Consider the following 17925-nt stretch of genomic DNA (forward strand, 5'->3'; position numbering starts at 1 on the left):
TTTCAAAAACAATAGTGAGCAACGGTAGCCATGATGAAAACGACAACGGCAACAACCCCGTCCCGCGGGTCCAAACTGGGCGCCATCCTGCGGGTCACCAGCGGCAACTTTCTCGAGCAGTTCGACTTCTTTCTGTTCGGCTTCTACGCCACCTACATCTCCCAGACCTTCTTTCCTGCCACCAGCGAGTTCGCCTCGCTGATGATGACCTTCGCGGTCTTCGGTTCCGGATTCCTGATGCGTCCGCTGGGCGCCATCGTGCTGGGGGCGTACATCGACGAACTGGGCCGGCGCAAGGGCCTGATCGTGACGCTTTCGATCATGGCCAGCGGGACCGTACTGATCGCCCTGGTGCCGGGCTATGCCAGCATCGGCGTGGCCGCGCCGATCCTGGTGCTGTTGGGCAGGCTGCTGCAGGGCTTCTCCGCCGGCGCGGAACTGGGCGGCGTCTCCGTGTACCTGGCGGAAATTTCCACGCCCGGTCGCACCGGCTTCTATACCAGTTGGCAATCGGCCAGCCAGCAGGTGGCCATAGTCGTCGCGGCGGCCTTGGGTTACACCCTCAACGCTACGATGCAAACCACCGAAATCGCCGCCTGGGGCTGGCGTATTCCGTTCTTCATCGGCTGCGTGATCATCCCCTTCATCTTCGTCATTCGCCGTTCGCTGGAAGAAACCGCGGCCTTCAAAGCCCGCAGCCATCGCCCGACGACCCGCGAAGTCTTCCGCTCGATGCGGGACAACTGGAGCACCGTGTTGGCCGGCGGCCTGCTGGCGTCGATGACCACCACCACCTTCTACCTGATCACGGTCTACACCCCGACATTTGGCCGGACCGTGCTGAACCTGAGCGCGACCGACAGCCTGATGGTCACGCTGCTGGTCGGCGTCAGCAACTTCATCTGGCTGCCCATCGGCGGCACCCTCTCCGACCGCATCGGCCGCCGTCCACTGTTGCTGGCGATATCGCTGCTGTGCATCTTCACCGCCTACCCCGCCATGCACTGGCTGGCGGAGGCGGCGAGTTTCGAGCGGCTCCTCGCCGTGCTGCTGTACTTTTCGTTCTTCTTCGGCATCTACAACGGCGCGATGGTCGCCGCGCTCACCGAGGTCATGCCGCAGAACGTGCGGGTAGTCGGGTTTTCATTGGCGTTCAGCCTGGCCACCGCGGTGTTCGGCGGTTTCACCCCGGCGATCTCGACGCTGCTCGTCCAGGCGACGGGCGACAAGGCGTCCCCGGCCTGCTGGCTGATGTTCGCGGCGGTGTGCGGGTTCACGGCGACGACGATTCTGTATCGTCGGCAAAAAGCGCTGGCGGTCGGGGCCGTCTAGTTGTCCGGTCGCCTGTCGCTAGCCGGACGGGCGTGAACCGAGGTCCACCCGGACAGACCGAGGGCTTGCCGAAAGGCAGGCCCTTTTCCTTGGAGGCGTTGCCAACGTTGTCAGCAGCCGACTCACGCCCGGCTCAGCTCCTTCGGATCATGCTCGGCCAGCCAGTGGGCGAGGGCCTTGTTGATGCGGGTTTGCCAGTCGGTGCCGGTTTCCTGAAAGGCGGCGAGGACTTCGGTGTCGAGGTGCAGACTGACTTCCTTGCTAGGGGCTGGCCTTGCGCCGATGTCGGCCCCCTCGCCATCGGCACTACCGAAGAGTTCGGCCAGCAGGCGTTCGGTAGCGAGCTCCCTGGCCTGTTGCCGCGCGAGCGGCATGGGAGCTTCGGTCGGTCGGTTTCTTCTGTCCATCTGCTCTGCTCCAGTTTTCTTTGCGCTACCGGTTCGGACAAGTCAGAGCGCTGAGGAATTCCCTAGGCCGCCAAATTCGCGGCTTTCGAGGGCGACAAGCCCGTTCGGACGGCGCCGTTGGCAGCGCCGACACGTTTCACGAATCCTTCACATTGCGCCCTGTAACGTCTCTTCCTGACGCAAGTGACTCCTTTGTGTTTGTTACGGCTTGAGCCCGCCCTCCCGCGGGCTTTTCTTTGTCCGCCAATCGGCGATCCGCCCGTTCCCCCTGCGAAGTTTGCTGCCGCCCTGCGGTCGGCGCGGCATAATTGCCGGCCTACGGCTGAGCAGCCGGTTACCGCGAAGAGATCAGGATGCAAGCAGAAAAGAACGACGCCCCCTCGCACCTGCGTCGAAGAAAGAGCGCCCCCTGGGGTTTGATCGCCGCCCTGGCACTGGTAGTGGCCGCCGGATGGGTCTTCGTCTCGCATTTCTCCGGACAGTTGCCGCCGACCTTCAGCGAATTCCTCCAATCGGTGCGCTTCAACGGCAAGCCGGTCTTCGGCAGCGACGCACCGCCGCCCGCCCCGGCGTTCGCGCCAGCACCGATCACGCCGCCCGCGCCGGGTTCGGCGCCGCCCGCCGCGACGCATTACGAGTTCCAGGAAGAAACGGTGAAGAGCATCCAGCTCGGCAAGCCGGCAGAGAAAAAATAGCCCGGCGACCGTGACCAGCTGTTGAAAGGGCTTCCGAGGAAGCCCTTTTTTATGCCCGCCGTTCGGCTCGGGGATGGGTCCTTCATTCGTCGCCGTCCCTGTTCGCGATGAGTGAATGGCCATTTCCGTGGGCCTATTGTCATTCTCGCCAACCGCAGGCGGAGGGATGATCGCAGCCATGAATCTTCTGCGGAGCTGCCCATGCACAATTCACACGAATCCCTAGCCCAAACCGTTACCGGTCGTCCTCTGGAGGTCGGCATCCTGCTGTTCCCCGGTGTCGAGGTGCTGGATTTCGCCGGTCCGTTCGAAGTGTTTTCCGTGGCGTCCCGCGTCGCGGCGCGCGACGGGTTGCTCGGCCACCCCGCGTTCCGCGTGACCACCGTCGCCGCGACTCCGGAACCGGTCGCCGCGCGGCATGGCCTGCACGTGGTGCCCGGTGCGGCATTCGGCGAGCACCCGGCGCTGGACCTGTTGATCGTGCCCGGCGGCGTGGTCAGCCAACCGCTGGAGGATGCTGCGACCCTGGGCTGGATCGGCGAGAACGCGGGCCGCGCGGCGATCACGGCCTCGGTCTGCACCGGCGCATTCCTGCTGGCCAAGCTCGGCCTGCTCGACGGCCTGACCGCGACCACCCACTGGGAGGACCTCGACGACCTGCGCGCGAGCTTTCCAGCGCTGGAGGTGATCGGCTCGGTGCCCTTCGTCGACCACGGAAAGCTGCTCACCTCCGCCGGAATCTCCGCCGGCATCGGCATGAGCCTGCACCTGGTCGGTCGTGTGCTCGGGTTGGCGGCGGCCAAAGCCACCGCGCGGCAGATGCAGTATGACTGGGACGCCGACGCGCGCAGCTGAAGGCAGACGTGAAGGTGGCGATAATCGTGGGCTGTCCACAAATATAACCACGCGGCATACTCGGTCACCGCTCACGAGGAAACCTGCGATGAATCCGCCGCGACAGATTGCCTGCCTGATCTTTCCCCAGGTGGTCGGGCTGGACGTCACCGGCCCGCTGCAGGTGTTCGCCTCGGCCAACGAGGAGCGTCGTCGCCACGGTCTGCCGCCGGCCTATGCCCTCAGCCTGCTGGGCGCCGACCTGCAGCCGGTCGCCACGTCCGCCAGCCTGCGCCTGTGCGTCGACCGCGCCTGGCCCGAGGTCGACCCCGGCGAACTGGACACCCTGCTGGTGCCCGGCGGCATGGACATCCACACGCCCTGCGCCGACGCCGCCCTGCTCGCCTGGCTGCGCCTTGCCGAAAGCCGGGTGCGCCGGCTCGGCTCGGTGTGTTCCGGCGCGCTGATCCTCGCCTCCGCGGGAGTGCTCGACGGCCATGCAGCGACCACCCACTGGGACGACCTCGACGCCCTGCGCCAGTACCCGGGCGTGCGCGTGCAGGGCGAGCGGCTGCACACCTACGACCCACGCAACCGCGACGGCGATGGGCATATCTTCACCTCGGCCGGCATCACCGCCGGCATCGACCTGGCGCTGGCTCTGGTGGAGGCCGACCTCGGCCGGCCGCTGGGCCTGGCGGTGGCGCGAAGGCTGGTGATGTTCCTGCGCCGGCCCGGCGATCAGGCGCAGTTCAGCCCGCTGCTCGCCGAGCAGAACCGCACGGTGCCGCGCCTGGCGGCCCTGCTGGAGTGGATTCCGGCGCACCTGGGCGAAGACCTCTCGCTGGAGGCGCTGGCCGACCGCGCGAGCATGGCGCCGCGCACGCTGTCGCGGGTGTTCGTCCGCGAGCTGGGCATGGGGCCGGGGCGTTATGTGGAGAAGATTCGCCTGGAGGCGGCGCGCGCGCTGTTGCAGGACGCCAGTTGCTCGATCGGCAGCGTGGCGCGGCTGACCGGATTCGGCCACCCGGAGAACCTGCGCCGCACCTTCCAGAAGCACCTGTCCGTCAGCCCGCAGGCCTACGCGGAGCGCTTCGCCTAGCCGTCAGGCTTGCGGCCGCAGGCGATATTGCGGGGGCAGCTGCTCCAGACCGGCGACGGTCACGTTGAGGTCCTTCCAGCGTCCATCCTTGATGCCGTAGATGCAGCCGTGCACCGACAGGCTCTGGCCGCGGTGCCAGGCGTTCTGGACGATGGTGGTGTGGCTGACGTTGGCCACCTGCTGGATCACATTCAACTCGCAGAGGCGGTCTACCTTCTGTTCCTCGGTGGGGAACTGGGCGATATGCTCGCGCTGTTCGTAATAGAGGTCACGGATGGTGCGCAGCCAGCCGTCGATCAGGCCCAGCTGGTCATCGCGCATCGCCGCGCGCACGCCGCCGCAACCGTAGTGGCCGGTGACCAGGATATGTTTCACCTTGAGCACGTCGACCGCGTACTGGACCACCGAGAGGCAGTTGAGATCGGTGTGCAGCACCACGTTGGCGACGTTGCGGTGGACGAACAGGTCGCCGGGCAGCAGACCGACGATCTCGTTGGCCGGCACGCGGGCGTCGGAACAGCCGATCCAGAGGTACTCGGGCGCCTGCTGCTTGGCCAGCTTGGCGAAGAACTGCGGGTCCTCCTCCTTGATCGCCTCGGCCCAGCGTTCGTTGTTGTCGAACAGCTGCTTTAGATCGCTCATCGTCGCTACCCCTGTCGTCGCCGGAATCGCCTCTTGCGAACCGGTCGCGGGCTTTGACAAGCCGCGGCCGGCAGGCGTCACACCGCGCGGGCGGGCGTCTGGCGCAGCAGCACGGGGCGCGAGGCGGGGCCGCGCAAGTCGCGCAGGAAATTGTCGCGCCAGCCGGCCAGGTCGTTCTGCCGGATCACCCGCATCATGCTTTCGTAGCGGTCCTTGCGCTCCTCCAGCGGCATGCGCAGCGCGCGGTCCAGCGCCTCGGCCATGCCGACCCGGTCGTACGGGTTGACGATCACCGCCGAGCTCAACTCGCGGGCCGCTCCGGCGAAGCGCGATAGCACCAGCACGCCGGGGTCATCCGGGTTCTGCGCGGCGACGTATTCCTTGGCGACCAGGTTCATGCCGTCGCGCAGCGGAGTGACCAGGCCGATCCTCGCCGCGCGGAACAGCCCCATGAGGATCTTCCGCTCGTGGCTCTTGTTCAGGTAGTGCAGCGGCATCCAGTCGAGGTCGGCGTAGCGGCCGTTGATGTGGCCGGCCTGGGTCTCGAGTTGCTGGCGGATGTGCTGATAGGTCTTCACGTCGGAGCGCGAGGTCGGCGCGATCTGCAGGAACTGCACCTGGCGACGGTGCTCGGGGAAGCGGTCGAGCAACTCTTCGTAAGCGCCGAAGCGTTCAACCAGTCCCTTGGAGTAATCCAGGCGGTCGACGCTGATGATCGTCTCGCACGGCTCGCCGGACTCGCGCCGGCCGATCATGTTGCGGCGGCCGCGGTAGGACTCGGCGGTCTTGCGGATTTCGTCCGGCATCACGCCGATCGGGTAGTGCTTGGCGCGGAAATCGTGGCCATAGGCGGTCATGGCGTTGTCCGCGCCGATCAGCCCGCGCACCTCGCGGGCGATGTAGTCCTCGAAGGCCTGGCGGTCGACCTCGGTCTGGAAACCGATCAGGTCGTAGGAGCAGAAGGTCTTGAGCAGCTCGTTGTGCGGCGGGATCGCGGTGAGGATCTCCGGCGCCGGGAAAGGAATGTGCAGGAAGAAGCCGATGCGGTTGCGAATGCCCAGCTGGCGGCATTCCTCGGCGAACGGGATCAGGTGGTAGTCGTGGATCCAGAGCACATCGTCCGGCTGCAGCAGCGGCTTGAGCTGTTCGGCGAGCATGCGGTTGACCCGCCGGTAGCCTTCGTATTCGTCGCGGTTGTAGCGCGCCAGATCGATGCGGTAATGGAAGATCGGCCACAGCGTGGCGTTGGAAAAGCCCCGGTAATACTGGTCGTAATCGCGCTTGTTCAGGCCGATGGTGGCGTAGGTGATGCTGCCCACGGTCTCGCAGACCAGCTTGGGCTGGCTGGTGACTTCGCCGTTCCAGCCGAACCACACGCCACCGGAATCGCGCAGGGCGTCGAACACGCCCACCGCCAGCCCGCCGGCCACGGCCTTGCCTTCCTTGATCGGGGCGACCCGGTTGGATACCACCACCAGACGACTCATAACCGTTTCTCCGAATAATTCTTGTCGATGTCGCTAAGGGGTTGGGTAAGGCGTGCGGCGATCCACTCGCCGACCGCGGCGACCGAGGGCAACCGCCGCTGCGCCACACTGGCGCCCTCGCCGACCTTGATCGACAGCCCGCCCAGCGCGTTGACCACGGCGAAACCGGCCTCGTCGGTGAGGTCGTCGCCGACGAACACGGGCACACGGCCACGAAAGGGCTCCTCGGCCAGGAAGCTACGGATCACCTCGCCCTTGTTCGCGCCTTTCGGCTTGAGTTCGTACACGCACTTGCCCGGCTGCAGGCTGAGCAGGCGTGGATATCGGGCGACGAAGGATTCGGCGATCTGCCGGGCGACGTCCTCCAGCTCGGGGGCCTCGCGGTAATGCAGGGCGAAGGCGATGCCCTTGTTCTCCAGGCGCAAAGCCGGGTACTCGGTGCACGCCGCCTCCAGTTCGCCCTCGACGCCGTCGAGCGCCGCCAGATCGAGATCCGACGCCTGCAACTGGCCATCCGCCCGCCGCCGTTCGGCGCCATGCACGCCGGCGGCCGGCAACTCGAGCGACTGCAGGAGCCGATCGATCTGCGCCAGCGGGCGGCCGGAAATCACCGCCACCGCGGCGCCGCGGCGCTGCAGTTCAGCCAACGCTTCAAGGGTGGTTTCGGGAATGAAAACGAGCTCGGGGCGGGGCTGAATGTCTGCCAGCGTGCCGTCGACGTCGAAGAAAAAAGCCCAGCGGTCGAAGTCCGATCCGCTGCTTGGGGAAAAATCGTTCATGTGGGTGTGACTGCCCGCAAGCCCGGGTTGTTCCGGGGTTCGCCGTCCGGCTGGCTGCCTGAATCTTCAACGCCCCTCCCGGTCACAGCCTCGACAGCGCCAATCCGAGGAGAACGCCATGAGTACCGAGCGCAAACCCTACGTACCCCAGGAAATCGACGATACCGAGGACCGCATGGGCTCCGTCCACCCGCTGGACTTCAACGATGACGATCAGCACGAAGGCCGCGCCGGCGACACTCGCCCCGCCGCCGAGCTGGAGCGCGAATTCCCCGACAAGCGCGTCCGCGAGGCGGGCATGACCGGCGGCGAGGCGCTCGGCCCGGACGAGCACGAAGACGGCGTGACGATGGACGACCTGAGCCCGGATACCCTGCTCGACGAGACCGGCGCCCGCGATCCCTACGAGCCTGGCAGCGGCGATCCGGCCGACTACGACCTGAGCATCGTCGACGAAGAGGAGATCGGTGCCGGCGGCGGGCTCGACGAAGCCCAGGAAGCACGCGTCCATCCACTCGACGGCAAACCCTGGAAGCCCAGCGAGCCCCTGCGCAGCGAGCGCGACGAGCGCACCGACGAACTGGGCATGAGCGACGAGGAACTGGCCGGCGAAGCGCCGTTGGACTCGGCGCGGGACGTGAAACCGGAGTGACGATCCGCCGATGCAAAAAGGGCCGCTTAGCGGCCCTTTTTCGTTTTCTGCGCCTGCGCGAGGCGGAAGACGGCCTCGCTCAATCGAGCAGCGTGCAGGCCATCACCAGCGCATCTTCGCGCCCACCGCCTTCGGCAGGGTAATAGCCGCGGCGCCGGCCGATCTCATTGAAGCCATAGCGCTCGTACAGGCGATACGCCGGCAGGTTGGAGGCGCGCAGTTCGAGGAAGCACTCGTTGGCCGAGCACTCGCGGGCGCGCCGCATCAGCCGCTCCAGCAGGTGCAGGCCAAGGCCGCGGCCCTGGAACTGCGGGCCGATGGTGATGTTCAGCAGGTGCGCTTCATCGAGGATCATGTTGATCACGCCGTGGCCCACCTGGCGGTCGCCCTCGAACATCATCCAGCACTCGTAGGACCTGATGCTGTCGAGGAAGATGCCGCGGGTCCACGGATGGCTGAACGCGGCGTTCTCGATCTCCAGCACGGCGTCGAGGTCCGCCTCGGTCATCCGGCGGAAGGTCAGCGTGTCGCTCATGGCGCTCTCATTCAGGCTGCGACAGCCAGCGCGGCATGAGCCGGCGCATGGCTTTCCACAGTTCGCCCTTGCGGGCCGGTTCGTCGATCAGCAGTTCCAGCCCCGGCAGTGCCCAGAGCACGCCGAGGCCGTCGACCTGCACCTCGCGGTTGTACGCGGTTTCGTCCACTTCGCCGGCGAAACGCAGCGCCGGCGTGCCGATCAGCCAGGTGCAGCGCCCGCCCTGCTCGAGTTCGCCGGCGAGTACGCCCTGCACGTAGTCGCGCGCGGCTTCCGGGCCCTGGTCCATGCCGCCGCGCACCAGCAGCGGCCAGCGGATCGGTTCGCCGTCGCCGACCTGCAGCGGGCTGTCCGGCAGGCCGGCGGCGCGCAGCATGTCCCGAAGCAGCAGGTAGGCCGGGTCGCGACTCTGGAACGGCTCGCCGGTGGGCAATTCGACCAGCAGCAAACAGTCGCCGGCGCGCAACAGTTGCAGGGCGAAACGCGGCGGCGGCAGAACGGCGGGCGCGCTCGGCGTTTCGCTGCGGGTTTCCACCGGTGCAACGGCCGGACGCGGCATCTCCACGCGGGGGCGCGGCGCTTCGCTCGGCAGCGGCGCGGCGGCGGACGGCGTAGCGGGCGCCGCGGCGCTCGGCGCGACAGCCACCGCAGGCGCAGCCTCCTCGCCCAGTTCCACCGCTTCGTCCTCGGGTTCCAGCAGCGGCAGGCGCGACGGCGCGGCGAACGGCAGTTCGACACGCGGCAGCCAGACGCCCACCTGCATGGCGCTGAGGTAGGCGCGGCGGCGCTGCTCGGCGATCACGGCGCGGGCACCGGGCGGACGGAAAGAGGACGGTTGCAGCTCATGGCGATTTCCTGGCGGTCGCGACGCGGCCTGACACGGGCGGCGATTGTCGCCGGAAACCCTGGCGCACGGAAAGTCCGCGGCATGGATGGTCGCAATGAACGCCCCGCTTTTCGTCACCGGCGTACCGACCCGGAGGGTGCATTGCAGTACAATCGCCGGCCTTATTCGTGACGTTTGAACCGCTTTCGATGATCGATCCCAAGCGCGTGCTGCGCGCCCTCGCCGAACACTGGACGTTGCTCGAACCGCTCTGCGAGCGCTTCGATGCCGGCACCCTGAGCCTGGTCGAGCTGCGCCTGCAGCTCACCGCGCAACTGCCCGAAGGCACGCCCACCGACGTCACCGCCCTGCTCGACCAGTGGATTCGCCTGGACATCCTGGTGCCGGTCGCCAAGAGCCCGAACCGCTTCGAGCTGAACGCGCAGATCCACGACTTCCTCGCCTACCTGCGCCGCGAGCACCGCCTCGGCCTGTGCCTGGAGATCGAGGCCTACCTGCGCCATCTGGAACGCCTCGCCGGCTACATCCAGGACGCCTTCGAGGTCCGCGACGGCCAGGACCTGGCGCGCCAGTTGCGCCTGCTCGACATGCGCGTGCGCGACGTACTGAAGAAGCTCGCCAACGACGAACAGGCGCTGGTCGGCGTGGCCGACCGGGCGAAGACCAGCGACCGGCAGATTCCGCTGCGCCAGCGCTATGCCGAAGTGCTGGCGACTTGGGACGAATACGTCGAACCGATGATCCAGCTGGTCGCCGCCGATGGCGCCTTCGAGCAGGGCGTCCGACGCGTCGAGCAGGTGCTGCTGCGCCTGCTCGGCGAACAGCAGCGCCTCGGCCAGTTGGTCGACGACGACCTGCTGCTGCGCACCCACGCGCGCATCCTGGAGATGCAGACCACCGCCCAGCTGACCCTGCGCCGCGCTCGCGAGCTGCTGCTGCCACTGCGCGAGGAAGCGCGCCGGCACAACGCGGTGACGCGTGGCGCCGCGCTGGCGCTGTCGGCGATCCGCAAGAAAGGCCTCGACGCCGTGCCGCAGGCCTCGCTGCCGTTGCACAGCAGGCCACAAAGCACCTTCCTCGGCAGCGCTTCGCAGGTCGAGGCCTACGTCTACGCGCTGGCGCGCTTCGAGCCGAAGCCGGCGCAGTTCCCCCGGGCCAGCGGCACGCGCAAGGGCGACTCGCCGCGCGCGCCACGCACCGCGCGGGAGATGCTCGAACGCTGCGAGGACGCCCTGCCGCTGCCGGACCTGATGCTCTGGCTGCTGGAACAGGAGCCCGAAGGCGCCACCGACGAGCTGCTCTACTGGTTCTCGCGCCTGTCGCGCGACGCCCGCTTCCAGCGCGAACGCCTGGAGCGCCGCGATTACCTGACCGCCGAACACCGCGTCAGCCTCAGCTCATTCGCGCTCATCGGAGCCGCGCCCTGAACACTCCACCGAATCGACCGACCGCCGGCGGCGCCGCCCGCGGCTCCATGGTGCGCACGGCGCACCCTACACAGCCCGCAGGGTGCGCTGTGCGCACCGCAACCGACGACAGGGTGCGCACGGCGCACCCTACGACTGCCCGTGAGCATTGCGTATGAATATCGATCTAAAGGAAATGACCCAGCTGGCGCCGATCTTCCGCGAGCTGTTCAAGGGCTACCATGTCAGCCGCCGCGACCCGGAGCTGTACGCCCAACTGTCCAACCTGCAGGACGCCTACCGCGCGCTGTTCAAGGCGCTCGGCTTCGAGCTGGTCTGCGACACCCGCGGCTTCTACTACTTCGTGCCCGAGCAGATGGGCGCGCAGGTGAACAAGACCGCCCAGCGCCTGGCGCTGTTCACCTTCATCCTCGTCGAGCATCTGGCCGACGGCGGCCGCGACCCGCTCGCCGTGCTCGACGGGGGCAGCCTCGGGCGCGACGAGCTGCCGCCCCTTCTGGAGAAGTACAAGGACCTGTTCCTCCAGGCCGAAGTCACCACCCAGGAAGAGCTCGAAGAGAAGGTCATGCGCCGCCTGACCCAGCTCGGCTTCGCCAGCGAGGACAACGGCGTGTACCGCTTCCTCGCGCCGATGCACCGCTTCCTCGACGTGTGCCTCGCCGTGCAGCAGGACCGCGACCTGGCCGCCGCGCTGCACAGCGACCTGCCGCTGCCGGCGCCGGTGCTGGTGGCCGAGGAGGAAGACGAGATCCTGGTCATCGAGACCGCGGAAGAATCCGAAGAAGAAGCGCTGGCCCGCGCCATCGCCGCCGAACAGGAGTTTGAAGCATGAGCCAGGAACGCTACGGCATCCGCCGCTTCGCCCTGCTGAACACCGCCGGGTACAGCCTCGGCCTGTTCCCGCTTGAGAACCCGCTGTCGGTCTACGGCGCCAACAACCTGGGCAAGTCGGCGTCGATCAACGCGCTGCAGTTCCCGATCCTCGCGCGCATGTCGGACATGAGCTTCGGCAAGTACAGCCTGGAACAGTCGCGGCGCTTCTACTTCGCCTCCGACACCAGCTACATCCTCGTCGAGGTCGCCCTGCCCCACGGGCCACACGTCATCGGCGTGGCCGGGCGCGGACCGGGCGGCGGCTTCGGCCACCAGTTCTTCGCCTATGCCGGCTCGCTGGACCTGGCGCACTACCAGAAGGACGGCACCTGCCTCAGGCAGCGCGAGCTGTTCCACGCGCTGGAGCGCGAGGGCATCAAGGCCTACGAACTCAAGCCTGAGGAGCTGCGCCGGCTGCTGGTCGGCGGGCACACCTCGATTCCGCTGGACCTCACGCTGATCCCGCTGCGCTCCACCAGCGAGCAGAGCCTGAAGACCTTCCGCGCGCTGTTCATCAACCTGCTGCACATGCGCGAGATCACCGCGGCCAAGCTCAAGCAGCTGTTCCTCGATGCCTTCGAGCACAGCCTGCGCTCGGGCAGCGTCGACTACATCGCCGCCACCGAGGAGGCGTTCCGCGACGTGCGCCGCATGGAGGGCGACTACCAGGCGCTGGTGGCCGCCGGCCCGCTGGTCGAGGCGCTGGCCGCCGGCGTGGCGCAACGCGAGCTGCTGCGCGGCAAGCTGCACCGCGTCTCGCCGCTGCTCGACAACCTGCTGGGCGCCTGGCACGACTATGCCGACGCGCGCAAAGAGGAACTGGTGATCCAGGCCGAGCACTACCGCGGCGAGCAGGACAACCTGCAGCACGCGCAGCGCGGCGACACCAGCGAACTGATGCGCCTGGAGCGCGAGATCAGCGAGATCCAGCGCTGGCTCGGCGAACTGGCGGTACTGAAGAACCGTTTCGCCCTGGTGGACAGCGCGGCGCCGCTGGAACAGCAGCTGCTCGCCGCCAAGGACGCGCATGACGAGCTGGCCGGCGCACTGGCGCAGGCCCGGCAGTTCAGCAGCGAGGATCTGGTGGAGCGTCTCGCCGACCTGGAGAAACGCCTGAAGTCGGTGAAGCAGCAGCTCGACCATGCGGACAACAACAGCTATTCGCGGTTGCGCGAGGAGTTCTCCCAGGCCGATGTCGATCGCCTGATGCGCCTGTTCAACGGCCAGCTGTTCAGCCTGCCGCTGGGCGAAAAAGGCATCCGCGTGGACGATGGCGACGCCTGGGTGAAATCCGTCGAGGCGGTGCTGGACGCCTTCAAGGGCGAGCGCTTCGAAGTGCCCGGCCTGTCCATCGATCTCTCGCACATCGAACCGCCGGCGCTGCAGGCGCTGGCCGACCGCGCCGCCCTGCGCGACCAGAAGGACCGCCTCGAGCGCGAGCTGAAGCAGCTCAAGACCCAGCAGGCCGTCGCGGCCGACCGCGCCGCGAGCAAGGCGCAGGCCGAGGCGTTGTACCAGGCGGTGCTGGATGCGCAGAAGGCCCTGGAGGATTTCCGCCGCAGCCAGACACTGGCCGCCGAGGAGCACGCCAAGCTCGAGCAGCTCGCCCAGCACGAAGCCGCGCAGGACGAACTCAAGCGCTCCAGCGATGCCTTCACCGAGCGCGTCCAGCAGCTGTCGGCCAAGCTGCAGTTGATCGGCCGCCAGCTCGGCGACCTGGAAGCCAAGGAACGCACCCTGGAAGACGCCCTGCGCCGCCGCCAGCTGCTACCGGCCGACCTGCCGTTCGGCACGCCGTTCATGGACCCGGTGGACGACTCGCTGGACAACCTGCTGCCACTGCTCAACGACTATCAGGACAGCTGGCAGGCGCTGCAGCGCATCGACGGCCAGATCGAGGCGCTCTACGCCCAGGTACGGCTCAAGGGCGTGGCGAAGTTCGACAGCGAGGAAGATGTCGAGCGACGCCTGCACCTGCTGATCAACGCCTACGCGCACCGCCAGGACGAAGCCCTCACCCTGGCGAAGGCCAGGCGTGCGGCGGTCACCGACATCGCCCGTACCCTTCGCAACATCCGCAGCGACTACGACAACCTCGAACACCAGTTGGCGCTGTTCAACCGCGAGATCAACAAGCGCCAGGTCTCCAACCTGCAGAGCTTCCGCATCGTGCTGGCGCCGAACAAGGACGCGCTGCGGCACATCGACCAGATCATCCACAGCGCCGGGCAGTACGAGGAAGGCGAAACGCTGTCGGTCTTCGACCTGCAGCACAGCGGCGACCAGGATGCGAAGAACGAGGAAGCCAAGGAGTATTTGGCGCGACTGGTGGCGGCGAATCACAACCAGCTCGGCCTGAAGGACCTGTTCGAGCTGGCGTTCGAGATCACCAAGGTCGGCGGCCAGCCGGTGATCCACACCGACATCGACGGCGCGGCGTCCAACGGCACCACCATGACCATCAAGGCCCTGACCAACATGTACCTGCTGCTGCACCTGATGGACCGCGAGCAGGCCGGGCGCGTGCGCCTGCCGTACTACCTCGACGAAGCCGCGGACATCGACGAACGCAACCAGCAGGCGCTGATCGAGACCAGCCTGCAGCTCGGCTTCGTGCCGATTCTCGCCTCGGTGAAACCACAGGTCTCGGCGCACTGCGCCATCGACCTGGAAGGCGGCAGCGGCCCCAATGGCATCTACATCGACGAAGCCGACTGGAAGTTCATCGCCCGCCGCGAGCCGGTGGCTGCCGAGCCGGCCTGAACCGTTGCTCAACCGTAGGGTGGGCTTCAGCTCACCCTCCCACCACCTGACGGCCCCCCAGGCGATAGGCTGAAGCACTTTGCAGGCGTGATCCGACACCGGCCCCACGCTCACCGCGTCACGACGGATCGCTCGGCAGCCCTACTTCTCCAGCTTGATCTTCGGCGCCCACTGCAGCCAGGCGTCCTCCGCACCGTCGAACAGCGCGAAGGTCTGTCCCGGCGTGGCCGGACCGCCCATTTCCGGGTTGTTCGGCGTGGCGAAGGCGATACCGCTCTCCAGCATCGCCTCGAAGGACTCCGTGCGCACCTGCACGCCCTTGAACAGGCTGGCGTCTACGCCGAACCCGCTGGCATTCCAGAAGCGGCTCCCGCTGCGAACCAGAGGCGCATAGCGCGGCTCGATGAGCGCGTGGATCAGTACGCGGTCGGAGGTCGGGCCCAGCTCGAAGTCGGTCACCTTGCCCACCGGAACCTGGCGATAGCTGATGATCGCGCCCGGCTTCAACGACCCGCGACGCGCCGCGCTGAGCACCAGGTGCAGGCCTTCCTCGCGGACCGCGTCGAGCGACGGCGCCTTGCTCAGCGTGAAGCGCGTCTGCGGCGCACCGGGGCGCTGGGCGGGCTGCACTTCCAGATACTGGCCGCCGATCAGCGTATCCAGGTTGGCCGTGCGCGCCAGGCCGAACTCCGGCTTGACCACCCAGAACTTCGTGCCCTCTCGGGCGATACGCGCTTCGGCCTCGGTGATCCGCGCCTTGAGCAGCACGCCGCTGAGGTCCTTGTTCAGGGTCAGCGATTCCACCTTGCCGACTTCGAGCCCCTTGAAGCGGATCGGCGTCCCTTCGCGCAGGCCCTCCGCGTTCTCGACACCGATCTCCAGCACGGTGCCCACCGCCAGCGCCTTGGCCTCGTCCTCGAACAGGTCGAAGCGCCGCACACCGGTCACCGCCTTGGCCTTGGAGTCCGGGGTGGCGAAGGCGATGCCGCCGGTGACCAGCGTCTGCAGGGACTCGCTCTTCACTTCGATCCCGGACAACCCACCCTTGAGCGAAACCCCACTGGCGTTCCAGAAGCGCGTCGAGTCGTTGACCAGGTGCATGTATTCCGGCTCGATGTGCACGCCCACCACCACGCGCTGCTGGTCCCGCGACAGCTGGTAGCTCTGCACGCTGCCGACGCGCATCTGCTTGTAGAGCACCGCGCTGCCGATATCCAGCGAACCGAGGCGGTCGGTGGTCAGCACCAGATGCAGGCCGGGCGCATCGGTGTTCAGCGGCGGCGCCTTGGCGCGGATGGTGAACTCGCGCGACGGCGAATCACCCTTGCCGAACCGCACGGCGATGTAATTGCCCTTCACCAGCGCTTCCAGGCCGGTGATCCCGGCGAGGGAGATCGAGGGTTTCACCCCCCAGAACTCGGTGTTCTCGTTGAGCATCTCCTCGGTGCGTGGATCCATGCTCAACTCGGCGGTCGCCTCGGTGAAGTGCTCGCCCATTTCCAGTTTCTTCAAGGTGCCGACCTGTACGCCATTCAGCATGACGGCGGTACGACCTTCCTGCATGCCGCTGACATCGCGGATGTGCAGCTTGACCTTGACGCCGGCCTCGGCGGCCTCGTAGTCCTCGTACAGGCGGAATGGCAGACGGGGGTCGGTGGGCGGGCTGTCCTGCCGATGGTCCGGGGTGGCGAAGGCGATGCCACCGGCGGCGATGCTGAGCAGCGACTCGGTGCGCACCTTGAAGCCCGATAATCCTCCCGACACCGTTACCCCACCGGCATTCCAGAAACGCGTGTGCTTGCGCACCAGTTGCGCGTACTCGGGATCGATGTGGACCTTCACCTCGATGGTCTTCTGGTCCGCACCCAGGGCATAACTCTTCACCTGGCCGACCTGGATCTGTTTGTAATAGACCGGGCTGCCCTGCTCGAGGGAACCGAGGCGCTCGGCCTTCAAGGTGATGTGCAAGCCGGGCAGGTCATCGGACATTCCCGGCGGCTCCTTCAACGCGACGAACTCGCGCTCCGGCTCGCCCTGGGCCGGCTCGATGGCGATGTAGACGCCCGAGACCAGCGTCTCCAGCCCGGTCACCCCGCCCAGGGAGATGCGCGGCTTGACCAGCCAGAAGCGCGTGCCCTTGCTGAGGTAGGGCTCGGCCTCCTTCTTGATCTCGATGGTGGCGATGACGCCCTTCATGTCGTCGGCAATATGCAGGTCGGTCACCGTGCCCACCGAAATGCCGCGATAGATCAGCTCGGTCTTGTTGGCCTGGATGCCGTCGCCACTCTCGAAGTGGACCTTGATTTCGATGCCGGCCTCACTGAAGGCTCGGTAGGCGAGCCATCCGCCGATCAGCAACGCGATCAGGGGCAGTACCCAGATCACGGACCAGTTGGAGGCGGGGCGAATCCTGGCTTTGGGCAGATCACTCATGGTCTTGGTACGGCTCCGTGTTATCCCAGATCAGGCGAGGGTCGAAGGTGATCGCGGCGAGCATGGTCAGAACCACGACGCAGGCAAAAGCGACCGCGCCCGGATTGGCTTCCACCCGCGCGAACGCGCCGAAATTCACGGCCGTGACGAGGATGGCGATGACGAAAATATCCAGCATCGACCAGCGGCCGATCCACTCGATGAAGCGATACATCAGGATGCGCTTGCGCGCCGAAAGCGGTTGGTGGCGCTGCACCGAATAAAGAAGCAGCGCGATGCCGACCAGCTTGAAGGTCGGCACCAGGATGCTGGCGATGAACACCAGGGCGGCAATCGGGAACATGCTGTGATGCGCCAGCTCTACCACACCGGACATGATCGTCGAGGGCGCGCCATTGCCGAAGGTGCTCACCGTCATGATCGGCAGCACGTTGGCGGGGATGTAGAGGATGGTCGCGGTAACCAGGAGCGCCCAGGTACGCGCCAGGCTGTTGATCCGTCGCGGCGTGACGTGCGCACCACAACGCGAGCAATATTGCCGTTCCTGCTCGTCGTCACGCGCATTCAAGTGATGACACTCGGTACAGACGAGGATGCCGGCATCAAGCGCGCGCATGGCCGTCCTCCTCGCCCGCCAGGGCTTCCCATATCTGGTGCGGCGACATCACGACCTCGAGCCAGACCTGTAGCAACAGCAGCGAAACGAAGCACACGAGCCCGGTGCCTACGGCCAGGTGCGCGATATCGCCCAGCTTGACGATCGCCACCAGGATGCCCAGCAGGTACACCTCGAGCATCCCCCACACGCGCAGCTCGTGGTAGATGCGATAAAGCACCAGGCCATAGCTGCGCCCCACCTTCAAACGAATGCTCAGTAGCACCAGTAGCTGACAGAGCAACTTGAGCAACGGAACGCCCATACTGGAGAGGAACACCAGCACCGCCACTTCCGGCATGTCGGCGCCGTATAGACCGAGCACGGCACCCCACATGGTGTCGATGCTCGACTGGCCGAGCAGATCCAGCCGCATGATCGGCAGGAAGTTGGCCGGGAAGTAGAGGAGCAGCGCCGCCAGGACCAGCGCCAGGCTGCGCGACACGACGCTGTGGCGGTGGG

17 protein-coding genes are annotated in these 17925 nt (G+C 66.8%); 8 read left to right on the forward strand and 9 right to left on the reverse strand.

Features of this window, described 5'->3' with window-relative positions:
- The first annotated feature begins 30 nt into the window (after positions 1 to 30).
- Entirely contained in the window at positions 31 to 1332 is a 1302-nt protein-coding gene (locus tag B3E91_RS11905; protein ID WP_287029598.1) for an MFS transporter, read from the forward strand.
- A 122-nt stretch (positions 1333 to 1454) separates the two neighbouring features.
- Here the strand turns inward: B3E91_RS11905 and B3E91_RS11910 are convergent, their stop codons facing one another.
- Positions 1455 to 1739: a BrnA antitoxin family protein gene (locus B3E91_RS11910; RefSeq protein ID WP_090228969.1), complete on the reverse strand. Its 285-nt coding sequence runs from the start codon at positions 1737 to 1739 to the stop codon at positions 1455 to 1457.
- 353 nt (positions 1740 to 2092) lie between these two features.
- Between B3E91_RS11910 and B3E91_RS11915 the strand changes: the two genes are divergently transcribed.
- The 3 genes from B3E91_RS11915 to B3E91_RS11925 all read left to right on the forward strand — a co-directional run bounded on the left by B3E91_RS11915 (position 2093) and on the right by B3E91_RS11925 (position 4370).
- Positions 2093 to 2434 (forward strand): hypothetical protein, encoded by a 342-nt coding sequence (locus B3E91_RS11915; protein WP_139210726.1) that lies wholly within the window; start codon positions 2093 to 2095, stop codon positions 2432 to 2434.
- 201 nt (positions 2435 to 2635) lie between these two features.
- Positions 2636 to 3289 (forward strand): DJ-1/PfpI family protein, encoded by a 654-nt coding sequence (locus B3E91_RS11920; RefSeq protein WP_090228975.1) that lies wholly within the window; start codon positions 2636 to 2638, stop codon positions 3287 to 3289.
- Positions 3290 to 3377: 88 nt separating this feature from the next.
- On the forward strand, positions 3378 to 4370 hold the full coding sequence (locus tag B3E91_RS11925) for a GlxA family transcriptional regulator (RefSeq protein WP_287029600.1): 993 nt from the start codon (positions 3378 to 3380) through the stop codon (positions 4368 to 4370).
- A 3-nt stretch (positions 4371 to 4373) separates the two neighbouring features.
- Here B3E91_RS11925 and can read toward each other — a convergent pair whose 3' ends face one another.
- The 3 genes from can to otsB all read right to left on the reverse strand — a co-directional run bounded on the left by can (position 4374) and on the right by otsB (position 7278).
- Positions 4374 to 5012: a carbonate dehydratase gene (gene can, locus B3E91_RS11930; RefSeq protein ID WP_090228980.1), complete on the reverse strand. Its 639-nt coding sequence runs from the start codon at positions 5010 to 5012 to the stop codon at positions 4374 to 4376.
- Positions 5013 to 5089: 77 nt separating this feature from the next.
- Complete coding sequence (gene otsA / locus B3E91_RS11935; protein WP_090228984.1) at positions 5090 to 6499, reverse strand: alpha,alpha-trehalose-phosphate synthase (UDP-forming); 1410 nt, start codon at positions 6497 to 6499, stop codon at positions 5090 to 5092.
- Positions 6496 to 7278, reverse strand: coding sequence for a trehalose-phosphatase (otsB, locus tag B3E91_RS11940; RefSeq protein ID WP_287029601.1), 783 nt, complete (start codon positions 7276 to 7278; stop codon positions 6496 to 6498). The genes otsA and otsB overlap by 4 nt, the downstream gene beginning before the upstream one ends.
- 118 nt (positions 7279 to 7396) lie before the next feature.
- Between otsB and B3E91_RS11945 the strand changes: the two genes are divergently transcribed.
- Positions 7397 to 7930, forward strand: a complete 534-nt coding sequence (locus B3E91_RS11945; protein ID WP_287029602.1) for a phosphotransferase system, HPr-related protein — start codon at positions 7397 to 7399, stop codon at positions 7928 to 7930.
- A gap of 79 nt (positions 7931 to 8009) precedes the next feature.
- On the opposite strand, the gene rimI is transcribed toward B3E91_RS11945, so the two are convergent.
- Together rimI and B3E91_RS11955 are read right to left on the reverse strand one after the other, a co-directional pair.
- On the reverse strand, positions 8010 to 8465 hold the full coding sequence (gene rimI, locus B3E91_RS11950) for a ribosomal protein S18-alanine N-acetyltransferase (protein WP_287029603.1): 456 nt from the start codon (positions 8463 to 8465) through the stop codon (positions 8010 to 8012).
- Between the two features lie 7 nt (positions 8466 to 8472).
- Complete coding sequence (locus B3E91_RS11955; protein WP_287029604.1) at positions 8473 to 9267, reverse strand: energy transducer TonB; 795 nt, start codon at positions 9265 to 9267, stop codon at positions 8473 to 8475.
- 233 nt (positions 9268 to 9500) lie between these two features.
- Between B3E91_RS11955 and mksB the strand changes: the two genes are divergently transcribed.
- From mksB to mksF, 3 genes are all read left to right on the forward strand, one after another.
- On the forward strand, positions 9501 to 10739 hold the full coding sequence (mksB, locus tag B3E91_RS11960; protein ID WP_090228998.1) for an Mks condensin complex protein MksB: 1239 nt from the start codon (positions 9501 to 9503) through the stop codon (positions 10737 to 10739).
- Positions 10740 to 10893: 154 nt separating this feature from the next.
- Positions 10894 to 11571, forward strand: coding sequence for an Mks condensin complex protein MksE (mksE, locus tag B3E91_RS11965; RefSeq protein WP_287029605.1), 678 nt, complete (start codon positions 10894 to 10896; stop codon positions 11569 to 11571).
- Entirely contained in the window at positions 11568 to 14375 is a 2808-nt protein-coding gene (gene mksF, locus B3E91_RS11970) for an Mks condensin complex protein MksF (RefSeq protein ID WP_287029606.1), read from the forward strand. The genes mksE and mksF overlap by 4 nt, the downstream gene beginning before the upstream one ends.
- Positions 14376 to 14516: 141 nt before the next feature.
- Here the strand turns inward: mksF and B3E91_RS11975 are convergent, their stop codons facing one another.
- The 3 genes from B3E91_RS11975 to B3E91_RS11985 all read right to left on the reverse strand — a co-directional run.
- The gene (locus B3E91_RS11975; protein WP_287029607.1) at positions 14517 to 16808 is read right to left on the reverse strand and encodes an intermembrane transport protein PqiB; all 2292 of its coding nucleotides are present in this window, start codon (positions 16806 to 16808) and stop codon (positions 14517 to 14519) included.
- Entirely contained in the window at positions 16801 to 17424 is a 624-nt protein-coding gene (locus B3E91_RS11980; protein ID WP_287029608.1) for a paraquat-inducible protein A, read from the reverse strand. The genes B3E91_RS11975 and B3E91_RS11980 overlap by 8 nt, the downstream gene beginning before the upstream one ends.
- Positions 17411 to 17925, reverse strand: a 515-nt coding sequence (locus tag B3E91_RS11985; protein WP_287029609.1) for a paraquat-inducible protein A, incomplete at its 5' end; no start/stop codon positions are given. The genes B3E91_RS11980 and B3E91_RS11985, both read right to left, overlap by 14 nt.

It is taken from the genome of Pseudomonas sp. UBA6310 (genome assembly GCF_002438225.1).
In the GTDB taxonomy this organism is placed as follows: Bacteria; Pseudomonadota; Gammaproteobacteria; order Pseudomonadales; family Pseudomonadaceae; genus Pseudomonas_O; species Pseudomonas_O kuykendallii.

What these genes read in the sequence shown, in the direction of transcription:
- B3E91_RS11905 (WP_287029598.1), top strand. Translation starts at nt 31, where the DNA reads ATGATGAAAACGACAACGGCAACAACCCCGTCCCGCGGGTCCAAACTG.
- B3E91_RS11910 (WP_090228969.1), bottom strand. Translation starts at nt 1,739, where the DNA reads ATGGACAGAAGAAACCGACCGACCGAAGCTCCCATGCCGCTCGCGCGG.
- B3E91_RS11915 (WP_139210726.1), top strand. Translation starts at nt 2,093, where the DNA reads ATGCAAGCAGAAAAGAACGACGCCCCCTCGCACCTGCGTCGAAGAAAG.
- B3E91_RS11920 (WP_090228975.1), top strand. Translation starts at nt 2,636, where the DNA reads ATGCACAATTCACACGAATCCCTAGCCCAAACCGTTACCGGTCGTCCT.
- B3E91_RS11925 (WP_287029600.1), top strand. Translation starts at nt 3,378, where the DNA reads ATGAATCCGCCGCGACAGATTGCCTGCCTGATCTTTCCCCAGGTGGTC.
- can (WP_090228980.1), bottom strand. Translation starts at nt 5,012, where the DNA reads ATGAGCGATCTAAAGCAGCTGTTCGACAACAACGAACGCTGGGCCGAG.
- otsA (WP_090228984.1), bottom strand. Translation starts at nt 6,499, where the DNA reads ATGAGTCGTCTGGTGGTGGTATCCAACCGGGTCGCCCCGATCAAGGAA.
- otsB (WP_287029601.1), bottom strand. Translation starts at nt 7,278, where the DNA reads ATGAACGATTTTTCCCCAAGCAGCGGATCGGACTTCGACCGCTGGGCT.
- B3E91_RS11945 (WP_287029602.1), top strand. Translation starts at nt 7,397, where the DNA reads ATGAGTACCGAGCGCAAACCCTACGTACCCCAGGAAATCGACGATACC.
- rimI (WP_287029603.1), bottom strand. Translation starts at nt 8,465, where the DNA reads ATGAGCGACACGCTGACCTTCCGCCGGATGACCGAGGCGGACCTCGAC.
- mksB (WP_090228998.1), top strand. Translation starts at nt 9,501, where the DNA reads ATGATCGATCCCAAGCGCGTGCTGCGCGCCCTCGCCGAACACTGGACG.
- mksE (WP_287029605.1), top strand. Translation starts at nt 10,894, where the DNA reads ATGAATATCGATCTAAAGGAAATGACCCAGCTGGCGCCGATCTTCCGC.
- mksF (WP_287029606.1), top strand. Translation starts at nt 11,568, where the DNA reads ATGAGCCAGGAACGCTACGGCATCCGCCGCTTCGCCCTGCTGAACACC.
- B3E91_RS11975 (WP_287029607.1), bottom strand. Translation starts at nt 16,808, where the DNA reads ATGAGTGATCTGCCCAAAGCCAGGATTCGCCCCGCCTCCAACTGGTCC.
- B3E91_RS11980 (WP_287029608.1), bottom strand. Translation starts at nt 17,424, where the DNA reads ATGCGCGCGCTTGATGCCGGCATCCTCGTCTGTACCGAGTGTCATCAC.